The sequence below is a fragment of the Kiloniella litopenaei genome, from assembly GCF_000982415.1.
Taxonomy (GTDB): Bacteria; Pseudomonadota; Alphaproteobacteria; order Kiloniellales; family Kiloniellaceae; genus Kiloniella; species Kiloniella litopenaei.
The window spans coordinates 1-23,491 of sequence record NZ_LANI01000025.1 but is presented as its reverse complement, the minus strand read 5'-3'; the positions used below and the strand labels follow the sequence as shown (position 1 = coordinate 23,491).

Sequence of the window (23,491 nt, the reverse complement as noted above, 5' to 3'; positions counted from 1 at the left end):
CCCATCAATATTTCATCAAGAACATAGCACCTACGCAAAAATAGCTCTTTCTTCCCGTTGCTTTCATGGTAAACCCTAGCCCATGACTGAAAGAAACAACAAACACACAAAAGATTCCGGATCAAAAAACAGGACAGGCGGCAAACCTCAAGGTGGTCGCCCCGTTAATCCGAGAAAGCTTGTTCTGATCCTTTTGAAAAACATCATGCGGGAACAGCAAACCCTTGATGAGGCCTTGAACAACAACAAGGCAGATTTTGAATCTATGGAAAGACGTGACAGAGCTTTTACCCGCTTGTTGATTTCAACCCTGATGCGTCGCCTTGGCCAAATTGACAAAGCAATCAACGCCTGCATGAAACGGCGCCTGCCAGCCAAAATGGCTGACGTTCGTGATATTATCCGCCTGGGTGCCGTTCAGCTTCTTTATCTCGACACACCCCCACATGCTGCCGTCAGCACCAGCCTTGACCTTGCCAGAGGACCGAAACTCAGTGGCAATAAGCCTGTTATGAACGCTGTGTTGCGCCGTCTTTCCCGTGAAGGCAAAGACATGCTGGCAAAAATGGATGAAAGTCAGGATAACCTGCCAAACTGGCTCTGGAAAAAATGGGTAGAAACCTATGGCGAAGAAACAGCCAAGGCGATCTCACTTAGCCACCTTTCCGAAGCTCCCTTGGATTTGACAGTAAAAGAATCTCCTGAAGAATGGGCTGAAAAACTCGGTGGCGTTGTAACCTCTGGCAACTCCATTCGACTACCAGCTGGCACAGGTGATCCTGTATTCCTGGAAGGTTATGACGAAGGCCATTGGTGGGTTCAGGATTTTGCGGCAAGCCTTCCTGCTCTCTTACTTGGATCCGTTAAGGATAAAAAGGTTGGGGATATCTGTGCCGCACCCGGCGGGAAAACTGCCGAACTCGTCACAGCGGGCGCAAAGGTAACAGCGGTAGATTCCTCTGCAAAGCGCTTAACACGGGTTCACGAAAATCTCGAACGTCTTCAACTAAACGCTGAAGTCATTCAAGCCGATGCCACAACCTGGCAACCCAAAGAAGAATTTGACGCGATTCTTCTGGATGCACCCTGCTCTGCCACGGGCACATTGCGCAAACACCCTGAACTTGGACGCATTAAAAGATCTGACGACATTAAAACTTTGGCTGATTTACAGCGTGAGTTGCTTGAAAACTGTGCGAATATGGTGAAGATCGGTGGCACAATAGTCTATGCAACCTGCTCACTGGAACCTGAAGAAGGTCAGTATCAAATCGAACGTTTTCTCAAGAAAAACAGAACCCGTTTTGAACGTGTTCCGGTTAAACCCCAAGAACTTGGCAATGCTGACTGGTTAGAAATGTTACTGACAAAAGAAGGCGATCTAAGATGCTTACCATGCCACAGACATGACGAAGGCGGCATGGACGGGTTTTACGCCTGCCGCCTTCGAAGAATTGCTTAAGAGGTTTGCCTTGGCTAAAGGCCTATCACTCTAAGCAGCCCTGATACCCTGAATAAACGCCTCTACGCTCTTACGCATATCATTTGCCTGACGCGCCAGACCTTCAGAAGCCTCAAGTACCTGCTGTGAAGAATTGCCTGTCTGTGTTGAGGCTTCACTCACACCTTGCATGTTCGATGTAACCTCAGCTGTACCAGCGGATGCTTCCTGAACATTACGGGATATTTCCTGCGTTGCAGAGCCCTGCTCCTCAATCGCCGTAGAAATAGACACTGAAATCTCGTTCATGGATTCAATCGTTTTCCCGATAGCTTCAATCGCAACGACAGCCGTTTTAGTAACGCTTTGCATTTCATCTACCTGCCCACTGATATCCTCAGTGGCTTTCGCTGTCTGGTTGGCCAGGTTCTTCACTTCACTGGCTACAACAGCAAAACCTTTACCAGCTTCACCGGCTCTCGCGGCCTCAATTGTTGCATTCAAAGCCAACAAATTAGTTTGCTCAGCGATATCGGAAATAAGCCCGACGACCTCACCAATCCGGTTTGAAGCTTCTTCCAAACCTTTGATAGTAGCGATATTAGCGTCCGCTTTAGAGACAGCATCACTGGCAATTTGGCTTGATTCACTAACCTGACGGTTAATTTCTTCAATAGAGCAACTTAGTTCCTCTGCAGCTGCCGCAACAGTTTGAACGTTTACCGATGCCTCCTCTGCCGCAGCAGCAACGGTATTAGACCGCAACGCCGTATCCTGTGCCACAGAAGACATTTCACCCGATGTGGTGTTCATCTGAGATGCCGCAGCGCTAACACCTGTCAGAATCTCGTTACTGTCTGCTTCAAACTGTGCGACCAGTTCCTCGATACGTTTGGTACGCTGCTCACGCAAAGCAACCAACTCTTTTTCTTTCTCGACCATCTCATCTTGTTTAATGGCATTTTCTTTAAAAGTTTGCAGAGCAGTGGCCATATCACCAATTTCATCAGCGCGCCCAACACCCGAAACATCAAAAGACTTGTCTCCATTGGCCAGCATCAGCATTTCAGATGTAGATTGGCGTATAGGATTACTGATGGAACGGGCAAAATACCACCCAAGTAGCGCGACCAGCACAAGCACACCCAAACCAATAATCAGGATGTAAAAAGCGGCATTGTGTGAAGGAATAAGAACTTCTTCTTCGTCAATTTCTGCCAACAAAGCCCAACGGACACCATGAATATCCAATGGCTGATAAGCTGACAAAACATTTATGCCTCTGTAATCCGGCACAATTTCGACACCCACCTCACCGTTTAGGGCTTTTGTCACTGTTTCTGTTTTGACTTCAGTTTTCAGAATTGTTGATGTTTCAGAAAAGCGGGAATCGCTTCTCATTAAATAGTCCCGCCCAACAATATAGGTCTCACCACTTTCACCCATACCTGCTTGCTGTTGCAGCACACCGTTAATACGATCAATGGGCATCTGGAATATTAAAACGCCTTGCAGACCATTTGCCGAAACAATTGGCGTTGACATAAAACTGGCCGGGGCACCATAGCTCGGTGCATAAGGCGCAAAATCAATGAAACTAATTGAGCCAGATTTTTGACTATTCATGGCAGCTTTAAAAGCCTGCGCCAAGCCAGAATCCTTGTACTTTCCTGAATTCAGGTTCGTTGCATAATCAAGTTCTTTAAAAACCGTATAAACAACATTTCCCTCAACATCGACGAGGAAAACATCATAATACCCCCGACCTGCAAGCATCTGACGAAACCAAGGGTGAAAACGACGATGATCTGAATGGTAAGATCCTTCAATCTCTGGACCGTTGTAGAGATGTTTTTCACCAATTTTTTCCGGGTTACCCTCAGCATTTGTCGCTTCGGCAGTAGGGTCGTTGATATAGATACCATGCAGAGATTTTAACGGATCCTTATGGCGACGCTCTTCATCCCGAAACCCAAGGGCAAAATTAGACATTGCATTTTGAACATATCCATTCCCCGCAGAAATCAGAATGTCTTCCTCTATTGATTTCACATAATCTTGTAACGCTGAATTACGAGCCTCAGCCAACGCAACCAATGTTTGTTCTTCTTGGTGCATAAGGCTTGCCGATGTGTTGAAAACGCTAAACACGCCCACAGAAACAACAGAAACTGCAGAAATAACCATGAATAGAATTGGAAGTTTTTTCGATATCCGAATATCGAACAGTTTAGAGATTTCCATCGTCTCGAAGGCCCTCCTATCGCCTTATGTTAAAACAGCCGCCCGTTCTCAAATTTATCGAACATGTGCTATTCAACGATCACCGTGCATACCATGATATGCACAAAATCTTAAAAAGAACTTAAAAAAAGAACCAACTGCAATAAAGTCTGATAAACTGATAAAACCCTAAATCTATTAATTAGTTAAACAAAATATATCATTAATGTTGTTTATACTTTGTTAAAACCAGTACACGAAGTGAGAGATTTTAAGCGAACATATTTTCAAGAAAAATATAATCATTTAATTACACAAATAAAAAAAAGAATATTATTTTTTAACATCAAGTATCGGGATAGACATTCCTACCTTAACTGAATCCATTACAATATTTGTTTTAAACTTACTTACCTCAGCATTTCCAAAAAAATACTCGCGGGTAAATTGTTCATAATGCTGGATATCCCTGACCAGCAGGACAATAATAAAATCTGCTTCGCCAGTTGTGTAATAACATTGCTGAACTTCTTCGGCCTGTCGCATTCGTTTCTTGAAACCATCAAGCACGTTCAAATTTTCTCGCTCTAGGCTAACTTCTGTAATGACAGTCATGGGGTGCCCCATTTTTTTGGGATCCAATAACGCCACCTCTGCCCTGATAACTCCACTGTCTTTTAAACGCTTGAGGCGCTTTTGAACCGCAGCAGGTGACAAGCCAATTTCTGAGCTGATTTTCTCGGCCGTCATACGACTATCTTTTTGCACGAGAGAAAGAATTTTATAATCAAAACTATCCATTATTATCTTAATCCTAAAGAAGCCAATTTATTATGAAAATAATACTATAAAATTTTCAATTAAATAAATTTAGTAAAATTTTCTCTATACCCTGATGTACAGGAATAAAAGGAAAATGAACAATGACCAATGTCACCCCAGAAGCTTTTTTGGATCAAAAACAAAAAATGATCGACATCCGTCATGATTTGCATCGCAATCCTGAACTAGGCTTCGAAGAACATCGAACCGCCCGCAAGGTTGCTTTTGAACTCAAATCCTATGGCTTGGAAGTCCATGAGGGTATTGGAGGTACAGGTGTTGTCGGCATTCTAAGAAAAGGTAGAGGGAATCAAGCCATAGCGTTAAGGGCTGACATGGACGCACTCCCCATTCACGAGACCAGTTCTCATCAATATTGTTCAACAACAAGCGGGAAAATGCACGCTTGTGGACACGATGGTCATACAGCAATGCTTCTCGGCGCAGCTCAATTCTTGTCAGAAAAGAAAAGCTTCGACGGCACGGTTGTATTTATCTTCCAGCCCAATGAAGAAAATGGATTGGGTGCCGCCGCCATGGTGAAGGATAACCTCCTTGAAAAATTTCCAGTAGATGAAATCTATGGATTGCATAATTTACCTGGCGCCCCTCTCGGCGCGTTTTCGACAAGATCTGGTACAATTTGCTCAAGCGAAAGTCTGTTCGAAATCAGGATCACTGCACGGGGAGGTCATTCTGCAATGCCACAAAAAGGGGTCGATGCCATTCTTGTTGGCGCTGAAATAGTACAGGCCTTCCAGTCTATCGTTGCACGAAAAATGGATCCCGGGTGTGGGGCAGTCGTATCCATCACTGAATTTACTACTAATGGCCGCAGAAATGTCCTTCCGGGAAAGGCAATACTCAAAGGTGATGTTCGCGCAAGAACACCAGATGACCGAGAGCAGATTAAAAGCCATATGCAACGGCTCTTGAACGGCATAACACAAGGTCACGACGTTGCTGCAGATTTCAGCTTCAACACAGAATTCATCGAAACGATTAATTCAGCAGAACCAACCCAAATTGCGATTCAAGCGGCAAAAAAAATAAGCGATAACGTCAACGGCGATCGGGAACCGATGTCATTTTCAGAAGACTTCGCTCTGTTTTCCCAGGAAATGCCAGGCTGCTTTATGTTAATGGGTAACGGAACAGAAGGCGCTCATGGAAAGCCCCTTCATGCGTCGGATTATGATTTTAATGATGATGCCCTGACTATCGGAGCAGCCTTTTGGGCACAGCTTGTCGCAAATCGCCTTCCTGAATAACTTCTAACACGACTTTAGCTTGGATAAATTTATGTTTGATATTTTTTCTTCTGCTGCCATTCAACACACTTCCTATAATCGCCATACAGGTGAAGCATTTAACAATGTTATAGCACCGCAAAGTTTTGCAGATGCATCCAGTGAAATCATGACATGGGATGGATATGTTCCAACGCCTCTTTATCGTTTAGAGACCCTGGCTCAATCTCTGAATTTGCAAAATATCTTTTACAAAGACGAAGGACCAAGGTTTGGTCTTGGATCTTTCAAAGCCCTTGGCGGTGCCTACGCGGCCGCCAAAGTGCTACAACGAGAGTTGACAAATAAATTCAATGAAAAGGCATCCCTCTCGGATTTGCGCTCTGGCAAGTATGCTTCTTTGACAAACACCATCACACTTGTCTCTGCAACAGATGGAAATCATGGCCGCTCTTTGGCTTGGGGGGCGCAAAAATTCGGTGCCGATTGCAAAATATACATCCATGCAGAGGTCAGTGAGGAACGCGCCAAAGCAATGAGAAGCTATGGCGCTGATGTCATTCGCATAGACGGTGATTATGATGATTCGGTTCGTATTGCAAAAACCAATGCCGAAGAAAACGGCTGGTTTGTTGTTTCGGATACATCTTGGGAAAACTACACGCAGCCACCAACTGATGTGATGGCTGGTTATGGGGTTATGACAAACGAAATCACCCAGGAACTCTCACAACCACCAAGTCATGTATTACTCCAAGGCGGTGTTGGGGGACTAGCAGCTTCTGTTTGTGCGGCCTTGCGACAAAAATGGGGAAAAGACTCTCCACGGGTTATTATTGTAGAGCCAGAGCTAGCCAACTGTCTGTACAAAAGCGCGATAAAAGACACACTAACCTCCGTTCATATAGCCGAAGAAACTATCATGGCCGGCCTGTCCTGTGGCGAACCATCTCCTCTAGCCTGGAGCATCTTGCGGGAAGAAGCATCTGATTTTCTATCCATACCGGATATCTTTATTGCACCTGCAATGAAGCTACTCGCAAAACCAATAGGCAACGACCCCGGCATAATCGCCGGGGAATCCGCTGTGGCCGGACTCGCTGCCACCATTGCAATTTCTCAGGATGAAAGATTACGTAAAAGCCTAGGCATCAACACGACTTCACAGATCTTGCTGATCGGATCAGAAGGTGCAACAGACAAAGCCCTCTACGACAAAATTATTTCTGGCTAACCCACAACAGACATTATCTGGCAATTGCTTGCGAAAATGAGGCTATACTGCTACCAAAGTGAAGAAAATTATCTCTGTTCGCAGAGCCTCGCTTCCTCGGATAAAAGAACCGGATAAATGCAAAAAGCTACACGTATCGCCCCCTCTATCCTTGCCGCTGATTTTTCCCAGTTGGGACAAGAGATTCAACGTCTGGATCAGGCCGGTGCAGATTACATACATGTCGACATTATGGATGGACATTTTGTCCCAAATATTTCATTCGGCCCCTCTATAACAAAAGCGGTTCGCCCCGTAACAAAAAAGCCGTTTGATGTTCATTTGATGATTTCACCCATTGACCTCTATATCGAGGCTTTTGTTGATGCTGGTGCGGATATCATCACAATTCATCCAGAAGCAGGTCCACACTTTCATCGTACAATTCAACTTATTAAATCTTTGGGCGTCAAAGCAGGCTTGGCATTGAACCCCGGAACGCCTGTAGATATCGTGGATCACGTTATTGATGACCTTGATCTTCTATTGGTCATGTCTGTAAATCCGGGTTTTGGTGGACAATCATTTATTCCTGGTGCGCTTGGAAAAATTTCGGCCCTCAGAAACAAAATTGATGCTCTTGGCAAAGACATAGATCTTGAGGTTGATGGCGGCATTAATTTTGATACAGCGCCACTTGCTGTAGAAGCTGGCGCAGATCTTCTTGTCGCGGGTACAGCAACCTTTCGCGGGGGACCAGACAATTATGCAAACAACATCAAAAAATTAAAAGGGCAGTAAGAGCATCAGCCTATGGAAGGCCAAAGCCAAACTCAGAAATCGGATACCCCAAAAAGCTCTGGCCGTTGGATAAATGGCCAGAGCAATATTTCCGAACGTATGGCTTCGTTCTTTAGGCTCCCCAATCCGGTTATTTTGGGAAAAATCAGGTACAAATTAAAATACCCCCTGCTTATAAGTCCCGTTCATGATTGGATCGTCAGTGGCAAAGCGATTCCCAATTTAGCTTTTACCCCCACCGATCCATGGCTGGGGGACGCCAACAAAGGCCGGGCAATTCTGGCAGGACAAATCGAGCTTGCTGGGCACGTCATTAACAACCCTGCACCGCTTTGGAATCCCATAGGGGCAGAACCGGATTGGATTAGGGAATTTCACTCCTTTAGCTGGCTAAGATCTTTGCGCGCTGCTGCTGGGGACCAAGCCCGGCGAACAGCCCGCGAAATGCTCAATCTTTGGATTCAGGATAACAATCAATGGCGGCCTTTGACCTGGGAGCCATCCATAACGGGGTGTCGGCTCTATAACTGGCTTGGTCATTATGAATTTATTGGCAGTTCTGCTGATATTGATCTTCGCCAACGCATTCACGACAGCCTTGCCAAACAAGCACGATATCTGTCTGCCTGTTTGCCTGCAGGACTTACAGGCGTAGAACTTATTCGTGCCATTAAGGGGCTTCTTTATGCGGGGGTTTGCTTACCCGAAGGAACCGCTTGGCTGAAACGTGCATTAAACCTGCTGGGTAAAGAGCTTTCCCTGCAAATTTTGCCCGATGGTGGCCATATACAAAGAAGCCCTCACATCCATTTGGAAGTGTTAAGGCATCTTATTGACATAAGGGCAACATTACACGCCGGAAAAAAAGACGTTCCCGGTTCAATAATATCTGCGATTGAATCCATGTCACCTGTCTTGAGAATGTTTCTTCACGGGGATGGTGGGCTTTGTCTTTTTAACGATTCAAACGAAGATCACGGTTGGCAGATTGATATGGTTTTACGCCGGGCAGAAGGCAGAAAACAACCTTTGCTTGCTGCCCCACAAAGTGGTTTTCAACGATTACAATCCGGCCGTATTACAGTTATCGTTGATGCGGGGGCACCTCCACCCCCGGGTTATGATCTTACCGCTCATGCCGGAACCCTCAGCTTTGAAGTGTCCGTAGGTCGAGAACGGCTTATAACAAACTGTGGCGTTCACAGAAATCATCCGCAATGGCGCTGGATACCCCGGGCAACAGCTGCACACACAACAATGACACTAGCAGAAACAAATTCTGCCCACCTGACACCAAACGGCGGCCTTGCCAAGCGTCCGGATAATGTTACGTGCCGAAGAGAAGAAGATAAAAACGGTCAAGCTCGCCTGGAAATGTCACACGATGGCTATCTAGACAAATTGGGCCTTGTTCATCATCGAACCTTGATTGCCCTTGCAAAAGGTGAAGGGATCGAAGGTTGCGATGTTTTAAGTTTCTCTGATCATTTAGAAGAAAGAATACGGCAAGAATTTGCAGCCCGTTTCCATCTACATTCCGACGTCAAAGCATCCCTTATAAACGGTGGCGATGCTGTGCTATTAAGCCTGCAAAAAGGCGGGGGGTGGCAGTTTTCCTGCGAAGGGGCGAACCTGTCTCTGGAACCAAGCATTTATCTGGGAAAAGCAGGTGAGATTCGCCGCAGTCAGCAAATTGTTCTGTCTGGCATAACAACAAGCACAAACAACACGGAAATCAACTGGTCACTGGTCAGAGTAAACACAAAAAAAGCAGCACAAAAAAATAACCAATCTAATCTATGGGATCAATGACAGAGCTTCTCCATATCCTGACGATATTCGCAATTTTCCTGCTTGCCTCTTGCGTGGCGACGGCAATGCTTCGAAAAATCCTTGTCAAAAAGAGTATTCTTGATAATCCGAACGAACGAAGTAGTCACACAATTCCAACACCCCGGGGCGGGGGACTTGCCCTTATGGGGATTGTCCTGCTTGGCTGGGTAGGACATGGAGCAGCATCATTAACACCATTACCCGGTTTTTGGTTTATCTTTGCCGGAGCGATAGCGTTAATGGCCATCTCGTGGTTGGACGATTTAAAAAACCTGTCCCCCAAATTTCGTTTGCTGGTACAAATTATTGTTGTTGCCACAAGCCTGTGGGGAATTAACCATGACGGCCAAACAATTAAATTGTTTCCTGAAATCATCCCACAGTGGGTTGATTATGTTTTTATCGGCCTTTCATGGGTGTGGTTTATCAATCTCTATAACTTTATGGATGGCATTGACGGCATCACTGGTGTTGAAACGTCCTCAATTTCCCTAGGGCTTGTTCTCATGGCCGCATATTTTTCCTGGCAAACAGATGCTCTTTACCTGCCCCTGTTTATCCTTGCAGCGACATCGGGTTTCCTAATTTGGAACTGGGAACCCGCAGCCATATTCCTGGGCGATGTCGGCTCAATTCCACTTGGGTATATTCTCGGGTGGTTTATGATTTTCTTAATAACCAAAGGAATGTGGGCCGCGGCCTTTATCCTGCCGCTCTATTATTTGTGTGATGCAACTATTACATTATTGAAGCGCGCAATAAGAAAACAGAAAATTTGGGAAGCGCATAAGGAGCACTATTACCAGGTTGGCGTTCAAAACGGAATGAGCCACAAAGCCGTTTCCCTAACAATTCTGGTATGCAACATTGTCTTAATAGCGCTGGCGCTCTTCCTCAGTGCTGATTATCCATGGTACAGCCTGACAATATCTTTTATTCTTGTGTTCAGCACAATGAAGTTACTGAAAAAGAAACATCAAAAATAAGAACCAGAAAGTATCAACACATCGACATGAAAGCTTTCTGGTCAACCTTAGTCATTGCCAGTAAAGTAAAAGCTAATTAAGTAAGTCATTCTATTCACTACATTGCCGTTGGGAAAAATATTAAATGAAGTTTATTGTAACTTCACGTAGCAAATCATTGGTCGCTTTTTCGCATGACCTGTTCATGTTGGCGATTTCGTTTGCCATCTCCCTGGCACTGCGTATGGATGTAAATGACGCCGCTGCAATTCCGCCCCTCAGTCTATTTCCTGCATGGGCTCTTTTTATCCTGATCGGAATTGGCACATTCTGGATGCTCGATTTCTACCGAGGCACTTGGCGTTATGCCTCGATGAATGATTTGCTCAACATCATAAAGGCTTCAAGCCTTGTTATGTTATTGTTCCTCCCCATTCTCTTTTTCTGGAATCGCCTCGAAGACATTCCCAGAAGCTCTCTGATTATAAACTGGTTTGTGCTCATCTTCCTTCTTGGTGGTCCCCGTATGATCTACCGCATCTGGAAAGATCAGGGCGTGCGAAGGCTGATGGAAAAAGACAGTCACCTAAGGGTACCAGTTTTTTTGATCGGCTTTGATGATATTGCCGAAGCTTTTCTCAGACATATTACAAGGGACCCCACAAGTGCCTATGAAGTTGTCGGTATTCTTGACCCGACAGGCCAGGAAGCAGGCCGACGTATGCACGATTTACCCATTATGGGGCCCTTGGAAAAACTTCAGGATGCTCTCGACAAAGTAGCTGTTAGCAACAGGCGCCCTCAAAGGATTATAATTTCAAAAGTAATCGACAGAGACAGCATGCAACACATCAATGATGTTGCAGCCCAAAACAATTTACTTATTGAGCGTTTACCCAACCCCACAGAATTCAAAAGCAATATTGGTAGCGAAATAGAGGTTAAACCCATTGCTATTGAAGATTTGCTCGGCCGCCAACAAGCCAAGCTGGACCGTCCGGCTATGGCAAAGCTGATATCGGGGAAACGCGTTCTTATCACAGGGTGTGGTGGATCAATCGGTTCTGAGCTGTCACGACAGATTGCTTCTTTTACCCCCTCACATGTAATTCTATTAGATAGTTCAGAATTCAATCTCTACTCCATTGATATGGAACTATCCGAAGACTATCCGGAATTGAAACGGGATGCTGTTCTTGGTGATGTTCGGGATAAATCTCGTCTGAATCAAATATTTGACCGCTTCAAACCCGAACTTGTTTTCCATGCCGCCGCGTTGAAACATGTTCCCCTTGTCGAAGCGAACCCCATCGAAGGTATTCATACCAACGTTCTTGGTACCAAAAACACCGCCGATGCCTGTCGACGGGTTGGTGTTAAAACGATGGTTCTGATCTCTACAGACAAAGCAATTAACCCCCCTAACATTATGGGCGCCAGTAAACGTTTGGCCGAAAGTTACTGCCAGACCATGGACCTTGTTGGTAAACAAGAAAATAAAACCCGGTTTGTGACGGTCAGATTCGGTAACGTCCTTGGCTCAACGGGATCAGTGGTTCCACTGTTTGAACGCCAATTGAAAGCTGGCGGACCTCTGACAGTGACCCACCCGGATATCACACGCTATTTCATGACCATAAAAGAAGCTGTCGAGCTGGTATTACAAACCATGACCTTAGGTGCCGCAATGGCACGCGAAGACGCAGGCAAGATTTATGTGCTCGACATGGGGGACCCGGTGAAAATTGCAGATCTCGCCCGGCAAGTTATCAGATTAGGCGGATTTGAACCTGAAAAGGATATCAAAATTCAGTACACAGGCCTTCGCCCTGGCGAAAAGCTATACGAAGAATTATTTCATGAAACTGAGCCTCTTCTTCCCACAACTCATAACAGCTTGAAGTTGGCAACGCCGAGAATAACAGACCGTGATGTACTCAACCGGGATCTGGATTATCTATCCAGTCTTATCGACCAACGGGACCGTGAAAAGGTAATTGAACAGCTATGTCACCTTGTCCCTGAATATAACGGGCGACTCAAACCTGATGTTAAGCGGGCAGAACATCCTCCCCAACAGTTTGGCGAAGCTCTTTCTCAGTAAACACTCTCGGCCAATCAGATTGAATTCAGAACATATCACCAGATTATAAAACCGAACACCACAACAAATTCGTGCGTCATTGGTTATACCACACGATATACATTGCATCATATGACCCTTCGGTTTATTAGTGCCCTGCCTAAGAAAATTTCGGCCAACACTGATCGTTCTTGACGTAAAAGCGTACAAAAATGATCCATACTTCCCGCCCCGGCGGGCAACCGGGGTAGAAGATAGCTGCAAGGAATTGCTATGTCTGACACCATCCGTCGTGCTCTCGTTTCTGTTTCTGATAAAACAGGTCTTGTTGAATTTGGTAAGTTTCTCGCTGATAAAGGCGTAGAAATTCTCTCAACAGGGGGCTCTGCACGCGCATTAAGTGACGCTGGCGTTCCAGTTAAAGAGGTTTCCAGCCACACTGGTTTTCCGGAAATTATGGATGGGCGCGTTAAAACGCTGCACCCGAAAATCCACGGCGGTATTCTGGCCCGGCGGGACCTCAAGACACATACTGATGCCATGGCAGAACATGACATCGCCCCGATTGATCTGGTTGTTGTGAATCTCTATCCCTTCGAAGCCACGCTCACATCAGGTGCCGATTATGATACCTGTGTAGAAAATATTGATATCGGCGGCCCCGGAATGGTGCGTGCTGCGGCAAAGAACCACGGCTTTGTAACAATCGTAACTGACCCCGATGATTACACCCTTGTTCAAGAAGAAATGACTGCCAACGCAGGTGCGACAACCAATGAAACCCGTCGCAAGCTTGCTGCGACAGCTTACAGCCATACTGCACGTTATGATTCTATGATTTCAAATTGGCTTCAAGGGGAATGTGGTGTTGACTTCCCTCGTGAGACTTCTTTGGGTGGCAAGCTCAAACAGTCATTGCGCTATGGTGAGAACCCGCATCAGGTAGCCGCAGTCTACAAGTCCATTGATGCCCGTCCTGGCGTTGTCACAGCACAACAGCTACAGGGCAAAGAACTAAGCTATAACAACTTGAACGACACTGATGCAGCTTTTGAGCTGGTGTCAGAATTCGATGCCCCGACAATCGCCATTATCAAACACGCCAATCCCTGTGGTGTGGCAACAGCAGACAATCTGAGTGACGCCTACAAAGCTGCCCTCGCCTGTGATCCAACAAGTGCCTTTGGTGGCATCATCGCCACCAACAAAACTATGGACGCAGCCACAGCGACACAAGTTGCCGATCTTTTTGCGGAAGTGGTTATCGCCCCGGCAATTGATGACGACGCCAAAGCGATCTTCGCTGCTAAGAAAAACCTGCGGGTTCTTGTGACAGGCGAGATGCCAAACCCGACCGATGCAGGCATGACAATGAAAACCATATCCGGTGGCTTCCTGTTGCAAGGGCGGGATAATGGCCGCATTACGGCTGACGATCTGAAAGTTGTCACGAAACGCCAGCCAACCGAGCAGGAAATCGCCGATATGATTTTCGCATTCAGAGTTGGCAAGCATGTAAAATCCAACGCGATCGTCTATGCGAAAAACGGCGCAATTGTTGGCATTGGTGCCGGACAGATGAGCCGGGTTGATTCATCCCGAATTGCCGCCTGGAAAAGCAAAGAAGCTGCCGAGACAGCAGGTTTGAGCCAGGCCGGAACCATAGGTTCTGTGGTGTCATCCGATGCCTTCTTCCCCTTCGCTGATGGTTTGCTTGCCGCCGCCGAAGCCGGGGCAACCGCAGTGATCCAACCGGGCGGTTCCATGCGTGATGACGAAGTCATTGCCGCCGCCGACGAAGCAGGACTTGCCATGGTCTATACGGGCATGCGTCACTTCCGTCACTAGACGAATCTCGCTTTCCAACGAGACAAAAAGGCTACCAGTTTGTTCTGGTAGCCTTTTTATATATCAGTGACCCGACCTTTATTACGCTGCAGTATCTTCAACCTCAAAAGCAACAAAGGCGTGGATTTCTTCCAGAGACAATTCAGGCGAAGGTGGATAGATCCACTGGGTATTGATCATCTTTTTCATTTCCTTACCTTCAACACCTGTTTTATCGGCTGTGCGATCCCAACCTGTGGTAAAAAGCGCGCCCCAGTCGCCGAGATCAAGACAGGTCGCATAAAAGGCCTGTTCATAATTTTTTCCCGGCTGTCCCGATAACTTTCTTATGGCATTATAGCCTGCAAAACGACCAAGCTGGATCGCATGCTGACAGGAAAAAAGTGTCCGCGGCCGATCAGAATCGTAGGTTAAATTTTCGGTAAGAGAGGCCGTCTGATTACTCTTATCTGAAGATGGCTGGGGTTCGGTATAGGCCCAGACGACATCCCCAGCGCCATAGGCGTTATCATAACCCGAAATGCTGAGATCTTGCGCAACAGCCAATCGTCCTTGTGCCTCAGCATCTGGATCACCAAAACTTGCCGCCAGCTTATTTGCTTCCATTCCATTGGCGAAAACAACTGTCTGGGTTGCTATCACCTGATCATCAGCAAGAGTAACACTGTTTTCTGTCAGCTCTTTAATTGATGTTCCCAGGCGAAGCTCAATGTCGTGTAATCGTAGAGCTTCATCAATATAGGGTTTCGGGTTAACCCCAAGCTCTGCCCCGGCGATCTCTTCTTTATCAACCAGAATAATACGGAACTTTTTGTCTGATTTTTTCTTCAAGCGGCTCCGCAGTTCGGTGGCAAGTTCCAGACCTGTGAAGCCAGCACCGATTACAATAAGTGTTTTTGCGGCTTCTTCCTGTGCTGTAACTATCCGGTTTAGTTGGTGATCCAGCCTTTCAGTATCTTCATAGGTATCCGCTGAAAATCCGTACTGTTCAACACCCGGGATATTTAACCGTTTAAGATGGCTACCAGTTGCAAGAATAACCGCATCATATGATACTTTGCCTAAGGTATAATCTGAAAGAAAAACCTGTTTATGCCGAGGATCAATGGACCCTATTTTTGCTTGAATAAACCGAACACCAATCTTATCCAACAGTGGCTTTAGCGGAACGCGTTTGTCTTCACCCGCTCCTTCGTAAAGGCGGGGCCTGATCACCAAATGTGCATCATTAGAGATCAGGGTAATATCAACCTTTACTTCATTGTTATCAGCCCGTGCACCCGCAGCAGACATTGCCGCCCAGAGACCAGCAAAACCACCGCCAAGAATAACCAAGTGTTTCATTTTTCAGATTCCTTACAACCGTTAAAAGCCTGCTGAGAGATAAAGTTTTCGTGGTTTTTATCGCCGTCAAATACCACGTCTTTAATCTTCATTTATCGCTAGGAAATCACATGCAATTATGAGATAAAAGTTGTTAGTTTGCGGTTTTAATTTGCGAAAAAGCAACCATGATTTCCTGGAACGACTATCAATACGTACTAACAATCTCTCGCGCAGGTAACATTTCCAGCGCCGCAAAGCAGCTAAAGGTAAACACCTCTACAGTTTTCAGACGATTGGAAAAAATAGAAACGGCATACAAGCTGAAGCTGTTTGAACGACATCGTCACGGCTATATCCCCACCGAAGCAGGGCAGGAAATCATTTCGGCAGCGGAACGAATTGAACAGGAAGCTTTCAGTGCCGAGCGCGCTTTAACAGGGAAAGATCAAAAACTTACCGGAAGGTTGCGAATCACATCGACAGAAAGTCTCGCCGCTTCTTTTCTGAGTCGGCACATCCCATCCTTCACAGAAGAATACCCGGGACTCTATATAGAAATTATCAGTGATAATCAGCGTCTGAGCCTGACTGAACGCGAAGCAGATATCGCCCTCCGCCCCACACGCCCGACAGAAGAGAGTTTAATAGGCCGAAAGCTATCAACCCTGAAATGGGGGATATACGGATCAACAACTCACTATCAGCCCTATCAAATACCTGACCTGAAAAACCTTGAGGGAAAATCCTTTATTGCTTGGTCAGGCGGCCCACTTGCACAACAAACAACCGACTGGCTACGTAAAAATATCCCAGCTGTTCATATTGCCTATGAAAGCAGTAGTATGCTGACCAATGCCCAACTCGCGATCAACAGTCGCGATCTTATTCTCTTGCCCTGCTTAACAGGACAAAATTGGCATGGATTAGTGCCCGTCTTTTCGCCCCTAGCAGATGTAGAAGGAGAACTTTGGCTGGTAACCCATAGAGACTTACAAAAAAATGCCCGGGTTCGGGCCCTTCTGGATCATCTGGCAAAAGCAGCTATGGGAGATCGACAGCTGTTTCAGGGGGAAAACTGAAACATTCGACTATTAGCCAGCCAGTAATTCACTGTTCGAGGTAATTCAGCGTTTCCAAAAGAGCCCGAAAGTGAGGAAGGTTTAGCCCACAACGTTGTGGCCACGCCCCTTCATACAGTTCTTCACAATTTGCTTGCGTTCATCTTGGGTATCCCAGGCTTCTGCACCTGCACCACCGGCAGCGCCGATAACACCGCCAACCAAAGCACCGCCCCAACCATCGCTCAGCCCTCCAACAATGGCGCCAAGGCCCGTGCCGAGTAAGGCTGCATTTTGAACATCACCATTCAGATAGCCACGTTGATCGGCCACTTTGGCACACTCGCTTAAATCACTTTCATAGGCCGCACTTTCACCACCATCAACAATCGGCCGATAATCCGCCCCGGTATTACTGCATCCGCCCAAAAGAACGACCAGCCCACCCAAAGAGATCAGGCCAGTCCAACGGTTCATACCCTTCATTCTTTAACATCCTCTGCTTTTGAGTATTAATTAAAGAGGACACTATCGTTTTAAGCTGACGAAGAACTGACAGATACCAAGCAATAACTGATCTACAGATGATTACCCAAAACCAGCTTCTACCCGTACATTTTTGCGCCTTTAGTAATTTTATCGACGATCTTTTTATCACTGTGCAGGGCAATGCCCACGACTTTGGCATCATCAGGATCATATTTTGCAAAAACAGCGCGGTTTGCTGCATCATGACCTGTCGAGAACATCTCTTCGATATAGAGCGAAGACTTTACGCCACGTGTAAGGGATCGTTGGTGAATTTTTTGTATGGTGCTTTCACAGGCAGACAGAACTATAATCGGCTGACGGATCAGAGCATTGTAGTTATTCCCCACCCGATCACGATACCCTTCACCCATGATAGTCTGGTTTTCACCCGCAAGCCCACCACTTAGAAAGGCGGTAACGTTCAAGGCCTGCCAAGGCTGTAAATTATCTCGCAAAACAATGGCAATTTTTGTATCAAACATAATGATCTTTCTGTTTCAGGGTTCTTGATGTGCACAAAAACAACCAGATAAACGAAAGCATAAATCTACGTCTTGAACGTTCGTGCAAATCTTCTGCATCTGCGCAAATCATCTCGTCTCCATCGGTTTCAGGTTTATCCCGGATACAGGCACGTTTTATTGGTGATTTTTTTGAACCGCATCGTCATGACACCTATGCCTTGGGTTTGACAATGCAGGGCATTCAAGCCTTTGGGTATCGCGGAGATCGACGGTACAGCCAGCCAGGGCAGATTATCGTTCTGCACCCTGATGAATTGCATGATGGTGGATCCGGGACCGACGAAGGGTTGCTATACCGTATGCTTTATCTTGAGCCATCTTTGATTCGTGATGCCTTGGGGGAGAAATATGTGTCACTCCCCTTTGTCGAGACGCCTGTTCTTGATGATCCAGAACTACAAACCGCGATGATTGCGGCTTTGGGTGAACTTGAATGTAACCTGAGCGATTTGGCAAGAGACGATACGATCAGTCAAATAGCCCATTGCCTTGTGCGCCATGCCAAAGGTTCCCATGCCAAAAGTTCTAAGCCCTCTGTACGCAAGACCCATTCCTCTGCCGTTGATAGAGCAAAAGACTTTCTCTATGAGAATGCTTGTCGCAATGTACATTCTGAAGAATTGGAACAGATAACGGGTATGGATCGCTTTACTCTGTCTCGGCATTTCAGAAAAGCTTTTGGCACCAGCCCCCATCGCTTTTTGATTATGCGACGTTTAGAATTTGCCCGCAGAATGATCGAAGAAAAACACCCCCTTGCCGACATAGCTTTTACGGTTGGTTTTGCGGATCAAAGCCACCTCAATCGCCATTTCAAAAAAGCCTATGGTATTAGTCCCGGACAATGGGCAAGCTATTGTAACAGCTAAAAACTTGCATCCTCGTTCTTGTTACCTGTTAAATTACGGCCGTTACTCATTACGTTATTTTTCCATCAAGGCCCTCTCATAGGGTTCTTCCAGACAGGCGCCACATTATGGACTTCCATCTTTTCCTCCTCTTTGCCACGACGACGGCTATCGTAATTTCCTCCCCGGGGCCTTCGGCTATACTTGTTATCTCTCAAGGGGCAAGCTACGGATTGGGGCGGGCAATATTTGGTATTCTTGGAATTGCCGTTGGCGGCATGATCTATTTCACCCTGTCAGCCACGGGGATAGCATCCCTTATTCTCCCATCCACCTTTGTCTTTTCGACCATTAAATGGATCGGCGTTGCTTTTCTACTCTATCTTGGTCTCAGAGCCTTATTCAGCAAATCAGCCCTTATAAACATCGCCCCTGCAAGAGGACAGAAAACGCGCATAGCTTTGTTCCTACAAGGCCTGTTCATCATGGCATCCAACCCCAAAGCCATGTTGTTCTTTATCGCGATTCTACCGCAGTTTATCGATCTGGATCGCCCCATTGCCCCTCAAATTCTGATCATGGGGGCAACAACCTTTGCCCTGCAACTTCCCATCTATAGCGCCTATGCCTATATGGGCGAACGCATTACCCGCAGCGGAGAGAAAGGCGGTATAAAAACATGGTTTGCCAGCGCCCTGAATAAATGTGCAGGCGCTGCACTGGTTTTTGCCGGTCTCAAGATGATCGGTGTTACGATCAGCAGATAATTATTCAAAAAGGGCCCTGATAAAAAATATCAGAGCCCTTTTCATGTACAGAAAATCAGCTAGCCAGCTTTAGTTTTGTAACCTCAGGTATTCAAAAGCAAAGAGACTGTTGCCGGATTTTTTGTTGTAGTACTGGCAATAGAGTTTTTCACCCTGTGCAGGGGCTAGCGTACTGGTATTGGCCAAGACACTCAGCATGGTTTTGCCACTTGCATCGAGTTTTTTCTTCCAGGCAGAACTACGGCTGCTGTTACTGCCTTCGGCGCATTCCGCAACATTTTCAGAATTACCACAGTGCAGCATCATGTCTTTGCCGCTTAGCACATTTACGGTGTAGGAATATTCGCTTTTTGGCTCACTCGCCCCGACAACACCAGCGCCCGGATTACCCGATTTTATACACTGCATTTCCCAATCATTGGAACTGCCCAAGGCCTTAAGCTTTTTTTCATCAACTTCCATATAGGCAATTTCACGAGAATTAAGGGACGGCAGAATACACCCATTGCTCAAAGCCCCCGCACGGCGGTTGATCAAACCAGACCGCTTTTCATTGCTAAAGCCCTGTTGAAACGTATAGTCTCCCAGTGTTCCAATGGTAATATTCTCGGGCTTTAAAGCAGCACATTTGGTCATGCTAACCAGATCCTGAGACGGCGCGCCCAACTGGGGTGTCTGGTTTGTCGCCGCAACTTCTGTCGCAGATGATGTGGATGTCTGGGTCGTGCTCTTTTGTGGTGCCCCAGTTTGCGTAACACCCGTAATCACTTCTTTTTTCCCGGCCTGAAGTGCTTTGTCAGCTTCTTGTGTAACCTCTTGAGTAGCTTCGTTTTCCAGATTGTTCTTTAGCTTCTGGAAAAGACTGCTCCCTGCCTGTGCTGTTTCTGAAACCCCAAGCGCACCTACCAAAAGTAATGTGCTTAAAAATGTGCTTCTTGAAAGGCTTTTTTTAGCAAGTGATGATGCCTTGAGCGTGTGATGATAATACATAACCCGACTGTTCCTTATGCGGTAAAAATAAAAACCCTGACAGGACATTGGAAATCCTTGTCCTGTCAGGGTTACAACGCAGAGCGCGTTTTATTCCCGCCATTAGAAAATAATTTGGATTTATTTCCACCCTTCAAGAGGGCGTATTGCGCTCAAACGCCGCGCATGCTTGTCCTCGTATTAACTCGGGCGCCCACTTGGGCTTGCCAAATTGCACCAGCAATTTGGTGGTAGCTCTTATTTGTCTAATCTTGCGTCAACCAGATCCTATAAAGGGTCTGGCCAGTCCGACCGGGCGCCCGGAACGAAGTGAGGACCAGCCTCAGTAGCGCTTGAACAAAAAAGTTCAGAACGTTAATTTCTGGACAAAAGATGATTTGCAAATGGATTGTCGATCACCATCAACCACCTTCCATCTGGCTGTTTACGAAGTACGACAACAGAAAACCCACTTTGTTCAATGGGCGAACCATCTGGTGCCAGTCCAGACAGCGTCCAGGTCGAAGAATGAAGCGCAATATCGTCAGCCTGAATGACCTCATGGTTGGTAATGGTTATTTTAGGGTTTATGGCAATAAACTGCTTGAAAGCTTCTCGTAATGCAGGTGTGCCCTTTGCGATCATGCCTGGTTCCCCCACCAGAACACCATCTGGCTCGAAAGTGACAAGCACTCCCTCGATGTCACCCGACGCTACAGCCGCGTTATTGGTTTCAATTATCGTGTGAATTTGATTGTGTTCCATAATTTTATTTTCCTGGCTATCTTGCGATTGCGCATAGATTGGTTGAGTGCCAAGCAGTAAAGCCGCGAGGCAGAATAATCGTTGAAATGCAAATGGTTTCATGTCCGTTCCTCTGGTTACGAAAGAACACTAACCCGCTGGCATGTCAGAAAATGGCAGTAGTCATTTTGGGGAATTTTCACAGGATTCAGCTTCGCGCCAAAGCTTTATAAGATCGTGTCGGCGTCGGGGATATCGCGCGGATATTTCAGAGAGAGTTTCAATACGATCCGTCCGAAAGTGGCGGATATCTTCCCTGAGCTCGCACCATGCCGAAATAAGACGTCCGCCATTAAAATAGATCAAGAAAAATGGCCATATAACACGTTCGGAACTTTTACCTGCCCCATCGCGATAGTGAACAAGCAGCTTCCGTTCGTTTTGGATTGCTTTCCTCACCACCGTCATATCGATTGTCTCTTGATGGGATGGCTCACTCTGCCCCACAACGGCATATTGGGCCTCCACCCGATCAACAAGTTCGATCGGCATAACCGCCGTCAATCTTGCCATCGCCTTTCGCGCAGCTTCAGCCATAGGGGCTTCGGCCTTATCCGCCACCCAGAGCGACCCGAGAACCAGTGCGTCCACCTCTTCTGCCGTAAACATCACCGGCGGCAATAGAAAACCCGGACGCAACACATACCCCACACCGGGTTCGCCCTCAATACCAGCCCCTAACGCACGCAGTGATGCGATATCTCGATAGAGGGTTCGGATCGAGATATCCAATGCCTGCGCAAGATCATTTCCGGAAACGGGGCGGCGATGGCGTCTGAATTCCTCTATCAAGCTCAAAAGTCGTTCTGCGCGTGAAATACTGACTTCCCCCTTTATTTTTTGCCCAGGGGACCGGTGGGCGTTTCGATGTTTTCTTTGTCCACCAGTTGCCATGGTTTGCCGTCTTCGCGGAAGATACGTTTGTCCTTGTGCGGATAATCAGCCATGTCAAAAGCGAGCCGTTGACCGACGACAATGCATTTAAAGGTTTCTGTGCCTGTGTTCGTAATACCGTGAGCTTCTCCGCCTGCACGGTAGCCAACAAAATCACCTTCACTGATCTGGTATTCTTCATCGCCGATATAGGCCGTTGCCGTACCGGAGAGCACATAGACGCATTCATCTTCGTGATAGTGCACGTGGTATTCCGTTGTGTCCCGGCCCGGTTCGACCTCTATGATATGAAAACCAAGACCCGTCAAATCCGTGAGATCACCAAGGGATTTGTTGGTACGTATTGCATTGGGATTGAGGAAATGCGTCTTGGCGGTTCCCTCCATCTGTTCAATTTCATGCTTTTTAATCAGATAGTTTTTCATAGCTCCCCCGCTTTGTTTTTTTGCATTCAAGGCCTGTGTCTAGACGCCCAATACCTGCGCTGCCTTGATAACCTGACAGTACTCACCATCCACGTTGGCAAGTGACATATCATGTACATCCTGCGCAGATCGCAGGATGCCGCTATAGTCGGGAAAGGCAAAGGTAAAACAGGCGTCTTCTATGAGATAGGTCGTAAAACCGAGATTACCAGCATGACGTACCGTTGCTTCCACAGAATTGTTGGTAATCACCCCCATCATCACCAGATTATCTATCCCCTGATCCCGGAGTATTTGTTCAAGCGAGGTGTTGATAAAAGCAGAGTTCGCGGCCTTTCCAATGACCACTTCACCGGATAGAGGCATAACTTCGGGCTTAAAAACATGAGTTTCTGCTCCCGGTGCATAGGTAGAATCAGCATTTACGCTATCGTGTCGAATATGAAAAATAGGACGCTTGGTATCGCGCCAGTGTTTCAACACAGCCGCCATCGCCTGTTCCGCAGCAGGATTGTTTCTAGGCCCATGCCGAGACCAGAAAGCTTCATCAATAGCCCGTTGTACATCAATGACAACAAGTGCCGTGTTTGTGGGGAGATTCATTAAAAGGCCTTTTATAATCGTTCAAGCGCCACTGAGAAGATTTGTACCGTCCCTTAAGAGGACGTATTGCGCTCAAACACCGCGCATGCTTCTCCTCGTATTAACTCGGGCGCCCACTTTATAGTTTCTGGCGGGTTTGCCAAATCAAGGATTTGATTTGGTTGATATCAGTTTGGCTTTTAAATTTATCTGTTTCAACCCGCTCCAACAAAGAAAGGGGCAATGCCCCTTACAGACTGCTGACAAAGTCCTCGCAATTTGCG

General features: G+C 46.6%; 21 protein-coding genes. 11 read left to right on the top strand and 10 right to left on the bottom strand.

From position 1 onward, the window contains the following. Nucleotides 1–82: 82 nt before the first annotated feature. Nucleotides 83–1,462, top strand: coding sequence for an RsmB/NOP family class I SAM-dependent RNA methyltransferase (locus tag WH95_RS16310; protein WP_052742094.1), 1,380 nt, complete (start codon nucleotides 83–85; stop codon nucleotides 1,460–1,462). Nucleotides 1,463–1,492: 30 nt separating this feature from the next. Here WH95_RS16310 and WH95_RS20740 read toward each other — a convergent pair whose 3' ends face one another. Continuing rightward, nucleotides 1,493–3,685 (bottom strand): methyl-accepting chemotaxis protein, encoded by a 2,193-nt coding sequence (locus tag WH95_RS20740; protein ID WP_052742093.1) that lies wholly within the window; start codon nucleotides 3,683–3,685, stop codon nucleotides 1,493–1,495. A gap of 312 nt (nucleotides 3,686–3,997) precedes the next feature. Further along, the gene (locus tag WH95_RS16300) at nucleotides 3,998–4,465 is read right to left on the bottom strand and encodes an Lrp/AsnC family transcriptional regulator (protein WP_046509272.1); all 468 of its coding nucleotides are present in this window, start codon (nucleotides 4,463–4,465) and stop codon (nucleotides 3,998–4,000) included. 122 nt (nucleotides 4,466–4,587) lie between these two features. On the opposite strand from WH95_RS16300, the gene WH95_RS16295 reads away from it, so the two are divergent. From WH95_RS16295 to purH, 7 genes are all read left to right on the top strand, one after another. Beyond that, a complete protein-coding gene (locus tag WH95_RS16295) occupies nucleotides 4,588–5,757 on the top strand; it encodes an amidohydrolase (RefSeq protein ID WP_082114200.1) in 1,170 nt (389 codons plus the stop codon). Between the two features lie 31 nt (nucleotides 5,758–5,788). Beyond that, a complete protein-coding gene (locus WH95_RS16290; RefSeq protein ID WP_046509270.1) occupies nucleotides 5,789–6,970 on the top strand; it encodes a diaminopropionate ammonia-lyase in 1,182 nt (393 codons plus the stop codon). A 117-nt stretch (nucleotides 6,971–7,087) separates the two neighbouring features. Next, nucleotides 7,088–7,750 carry a ribulose-phosphate 3-epimerase gene (rpe, locus tag WH95_RS16285; protein WP_046509268.1) on the top strand — a complete coding sequence of 221 codons (663 nt, stop codon included), beginning with the start codon at nucleotides 7,088–7,090 and terminating at the stop codon, nucleotides 7,748–7,750. A gap of 12 nt (nucleotides 7,751–7,762) precedes the next feature. Then, entirely contained in the window at nucleotides 7,763–9,562 is a 1,800-nt protein-coding gene (locus tag WH95_RS16280) for a heparinase II/III family protein (RefSeq protein WP_052742092.1), read from the top strand. Further along, nucleotides 9,559–10,569: an MraY family glycosyltransferase gene (locus WH95_RS16275; RefSeq protein WP_046509267.1), complete on the top strand. Its 1,011-nt coding sequence runs from the start codon at nucleotides 9,559–9,561 to the stop codon at nucleotides 10,567–10,569. Before WH95_RS16280 ends, WH95_RS16275 begins: the two co-directional genes overlap by 4 nt. 124 nt (nucleotides 10,570–10,693) lie before the next feature. Next, nucleotides 10,694–12,652, top strand: a complete 1,959-nt coding sequence (locus WH95_RS16270) for a polysaccharide biosynthesis protein (RefSeq protein WP_046509265.1) — start codon at nucleotides 10,694–10,696, stop codon at nucleotides 12,650–12,652. A gap of 252 nt (nucleotides 12,653–12,904) precedes the next feature. Continuing rightward, nucleotides 12,905–14,479, top strand: a complete 1,575-nt coding sequence (gene purH, locus WH95_RS16265) for a bifunctional phosphoribosylaminoimidazolecarboxamide formyltransferase/IMP cyclohydrolase (protein ID WP_046509264.1) — start codon at nucleotides 12,905–12,907, stop codon at nucleotides 14,477–14,479. A gap of 81 nt (nucleotides 14,480–14,560) precedes the next feature. Here the strand turns inward: purH and WH95_RS16260 are convergent, their stop codons facing one another. After that, nucleotides 14,561–15,823: an NAD(P)/FAD-dependent oxidoreductase gene (locus WH95_RS16260; protein ID WP_046509262.1), complete on the bottom strand. Its 1,263-nt coding sequence runs from the start codon at nucleotides 15,821–15,823 to the stop codon at nucleotides 14,561–14,563. 167 nt (nucleotides 15,824–15,990) lie between these two features. Between WH95_RS16260 and WH95_RS16255 the strand changes: the two genes are divergently transcribed. Then, nucleotides 15,991–16,884, top strand: coding sequence for a LysR family transcriptional regulator (locus WH95_RS16255; RefSeq protein ID WP_046509260.1), 894 nt, complete (start codon nucleotides 15,991–15,993; stop codon nucleotides 16,882–16,884). An 81-nt stretch (nucleotides 16,885–16,965) separates the two neighbouring features. On the opposite strand, the gene WH95_RS16250 is transcribed toward WH95_RS16255, so the two are convergent. Both WH95_RS16250 and WH95_RS16245 read right to left on the bottom strand, forming a co-directional pair. Next, the gene (locus tag WH95_RS16250; protein WP_052742102.1) at nucleotides 16,966–17,340 is read right to left on the bottom strand and encodes a glycine zipper family protein; all 375 of its coding nucleotides are present in this window, start codon (nucleotides 17,338–17,340) and stop codon (nucleotides 16,966–16,968) included. A 128-nt stretch (nucleotides 17,341–17,468) separates the two neighbouring features. Next, nucleotides 17,469–17,876 carry a DUF2000 family protein gene (locus WH95_RS16245; RefSeq protein ID WP_046509256.1) on the bottom strand — a complete coding sequence of 136 codons (408 nt, stop codon included), beginning with the start codon at nucleotides 17,874–17,876 and terminating at the stop codon, nucleotides 17,469–17,471. Nucleotides 17,877–17,905: 29 nt separating this feature from the next. Here WH95_RS16245 and WH95_RS16240 point away from each other — a divergent pair, with 29 nt between their 5' ends. Both WH95_RS16240 and WH95_RS16235 read left to right on the top strand, forming a co-directional pair. Continuing rightward, nucleotides 17,906–18,787: an AraC family transcriptional regulator gene (locus tag WH95_RS16240; RefSeq protein ID WP_204247813.1), complete on the top strand. Its 882-nt coding sequence runs from the start codon at nucleotides 17,906–17,908 to the stop codon at nucleotides 18,785–18,787. 107 nt (nucleotides 18,788–18,894) lie between these two features. After that, nucleotides 18,895–19,533: a LysE family translocator gene (locus WH95_RS16235; protein ID WP_046509255.1), complete on the top strand. Its 639-nt coding sequence runs from the start codon at nucleotides 18,895–18,897 to the stop codon at nucleotides 19,531–19,533. Between the two features lie 69 nt (nucleotides 19,534–19,602). Here the strand turns inward: WH95_RS16235 and WH95_RS16230 are convergent, their stop codons facing one another. The 5 genes from WH95_RS16230 to WH95_RS16210 all read right to left on the bottom strand — a co-directional run bounded on the left by WH95_RS16230 (nucleotide 19,603) and on the right by WH95_RS16210 (nucleotide 23,228). Further along, a complete protein-coding gene (locus WH95_RS16230) occupies nucleotides 19,603–20,523 on the bottom strand; it encodes a hypothetical protein (protein ID WP_046509252.1) in 921 nt (306 codons plus the stop codon). Between the two features lie 354 nt (nucleotides 20,524–20,877). After that, nucleotides 20,878–21,369, bottom strand: a complete 492-nt coding sequence (locus WH95_RS16225; RefSeq protein ID WP_052742091.1) for a YybH family protein — start codon at nucleotides 21,367–21,369, stop codon at nucleotides 20,878–20,880. 60 nt (nucleotides 21,370–21,429) lie between these two features. Continuing rightward, entirely contained in the window at nucleotides 21,430–22,200 is a 771-nt protein-coding gene (locus WH95_RS16220; RefSeq protein WP_204247812.1) for a helix-turn-helix transcriptional regulator, read from the bottom strand. Next, the gene (locus WH95_RS16215; RefSeq protein WP_046509250.1) at nucleotides 22,140–22,625 is read right to left on the bottom strand and encodes a cupin domain-containing protein; all 486 of its coding nucleotides are present in this window, start codon (nucleotides 22,623–22,625) and stop codon (nucleotides 22,140–22,142) included. The genes WH95_RS16220 and WH95_RS16215 overlap by 61 nt, the downstream gene beginning before the upstream one ends. A gap of 39 nt (nucleotides 22,626–22,664) precedes the next feature. Then, nucleotides 22,665–23,228 carry a cysteine hydrolase family protein gene (locus WH95_RS16210; protein ID WP_046509248.1) on the bottom strand — a complete coding sequence of 188 codons (564 nt, stop codon included), beginning with the start codon at nucleotides 23,226–23,228 and terminating at the stop codon, nucleotides 22,665–22,667. Nucleotides 23,229–23,491 lie beyond the last annotated feature (263 nt).

What these genes read in the sequence shown, in the direction of transcription:
- WH95_RS16310 (WP_052742094.1), top strand. Translation starts at nt 83, where the DNA reads ATGACTGAAAGAAACAACAAACACACAAAAGATTCCGGATCAAAAAAC.
- WH95_RS20740 (WP_052742093.1), bottom strand. Translation starts at nt 3,685, where the DNA reads ATGGAAATCTCTAAACTGTTCGATATTCGGATATCGAAAAAACTTCCA.
- WH95_RS16300 (WP_046509272.1), bottom strand. Translation starts at nt 4,465, where the DNA reads ATGGATAGTTTTGATTATAAAATTCTTTCTCTCGTGCAAAAAGATAGT.
- WH95_RS16295 (WP_082114200.1), top strand. Translation starts at nt 4,588, where the DNA reads ATGACCAATGTCACCCCAGAAGCTTTTTTGGATCAAAAACAAAAAATG.
- WH95_RS16290 (WP_046509270.1), top strand. Translation starts at nt 5,789, where the DNA reads ATGTTTGATATTTTTTCTTCTGCTGCCATTCAACACACTTCCTATAAT.
- rpe (WP_046509268.1), top strand. Translation starts at nt 7,088, where the DNA reads ATGCAAAAAGCTACACGTATCGCCCCCTCTATCCTTGCCGCTGATTTT.
- WH95_RS16280 (WP_052742092.1), top strand. Translation starts at nt 7,763, where the DNA reads ATGGAAGGCCAAAGCCAAACTCAGAAATCGGATACCCCAAAAAGCTCT.
- WH95_RS16275 (WP_046509267.1), top strand. Translation starts at nt 9,559, where the DNA reads ATGACAGAGCTTCTCCATATCCTGACGATATTCGCAATTTTCCTGCTT.
- WH95_RS16270 (WP_046509265.1), top strand. Translation starts at nt 10,694, where the DNA reads ATGAAGTTTATTGTAACTTCACGTAGCAAATCATTGGTCGCTTTTTCG.
- purH (WP_046509264.1), top strand. Translation starts at nt 12,905, where the DNA reads ATGTCTGACACCATCCGTCGTGCTCTCGTTTCTGTTTCTGATAAAACA.
- WH95_RS16260 (WP_046509262.1), bottom strand. Translation starts at nt 15,823, where the DNA reads ATGAAACACTTGGTTATTCTTGGCGGTGGTTTTGCTGGTCTCTGGGCG.
- WH95_RS16255 (WP_046509260.1), top strand. Translation starts at nt 15,991, where the DNA reads ATGATTTCCTGGAACGACTATCAATACGTACTAACAATCTCTCGCGCA.
- WH95_RS16250 (WP_052742102.1), bottom strand. Translation starts at nt 17,340, where the DNA reads ATGAACCGTTGGACTGGCCTGATCTCTTTGGGTGGGCTGGTCGTTCTT.
- WH95_RS16245 (WP_046509256.1), bottom strand. Translation starts at nt 17,876, where the DNA reads ATGTTTGATACAAAAATTGCCATTGTTTTGCGAGATAATTTACAGCCT.
- WH95_RS16235 (WP_046509255.1), top strand. Translation starts at nt 18,895, where the DNA reads ATGGACTTCCATCTTTTCCTCCTCTTTGCCACGACGACGGCTATCGTA.
- WH95_RS16230 (WP_046509252.1), bottom strand. Translation starts at nt 20,523, where the DNA reads ATGTATTATCATCACACGCTCAAGGCATCATCACTTGCTAAAAAAAGC.
- WH95_RS16225 (WP_052742091.1), bottom strand. Translation starts at nt 21,369, where the DNA reads ATGAAACCATTTGCATTTCAACGATTATTCTGCCTCGCGGCTTTACTG.
- WH95_RS16220 (WP_204247812.1), bottom strand. Translation starts at nt 22,200, where the DNA reads ATGGCAACTGGTGGACAAAGAAAACATCGAAACGCCCACCGGTCCCCT.
- WH95_RS16215 (WP_046509250.1), bottom strand. Translation starts at nt 22,625, where the DNA reads ATGAAAAACTATCTGATTAAAAAGCATGAAATTGAACAGATGGAGGGA.
- WH95_RS16210 (WP_046509248.1), bottom strand. Translation starts at nt 23,228, where the DNA reads ATGAATCTCCCCACAAACACGGCACTTGTTGTCATTGATGTACAACGG.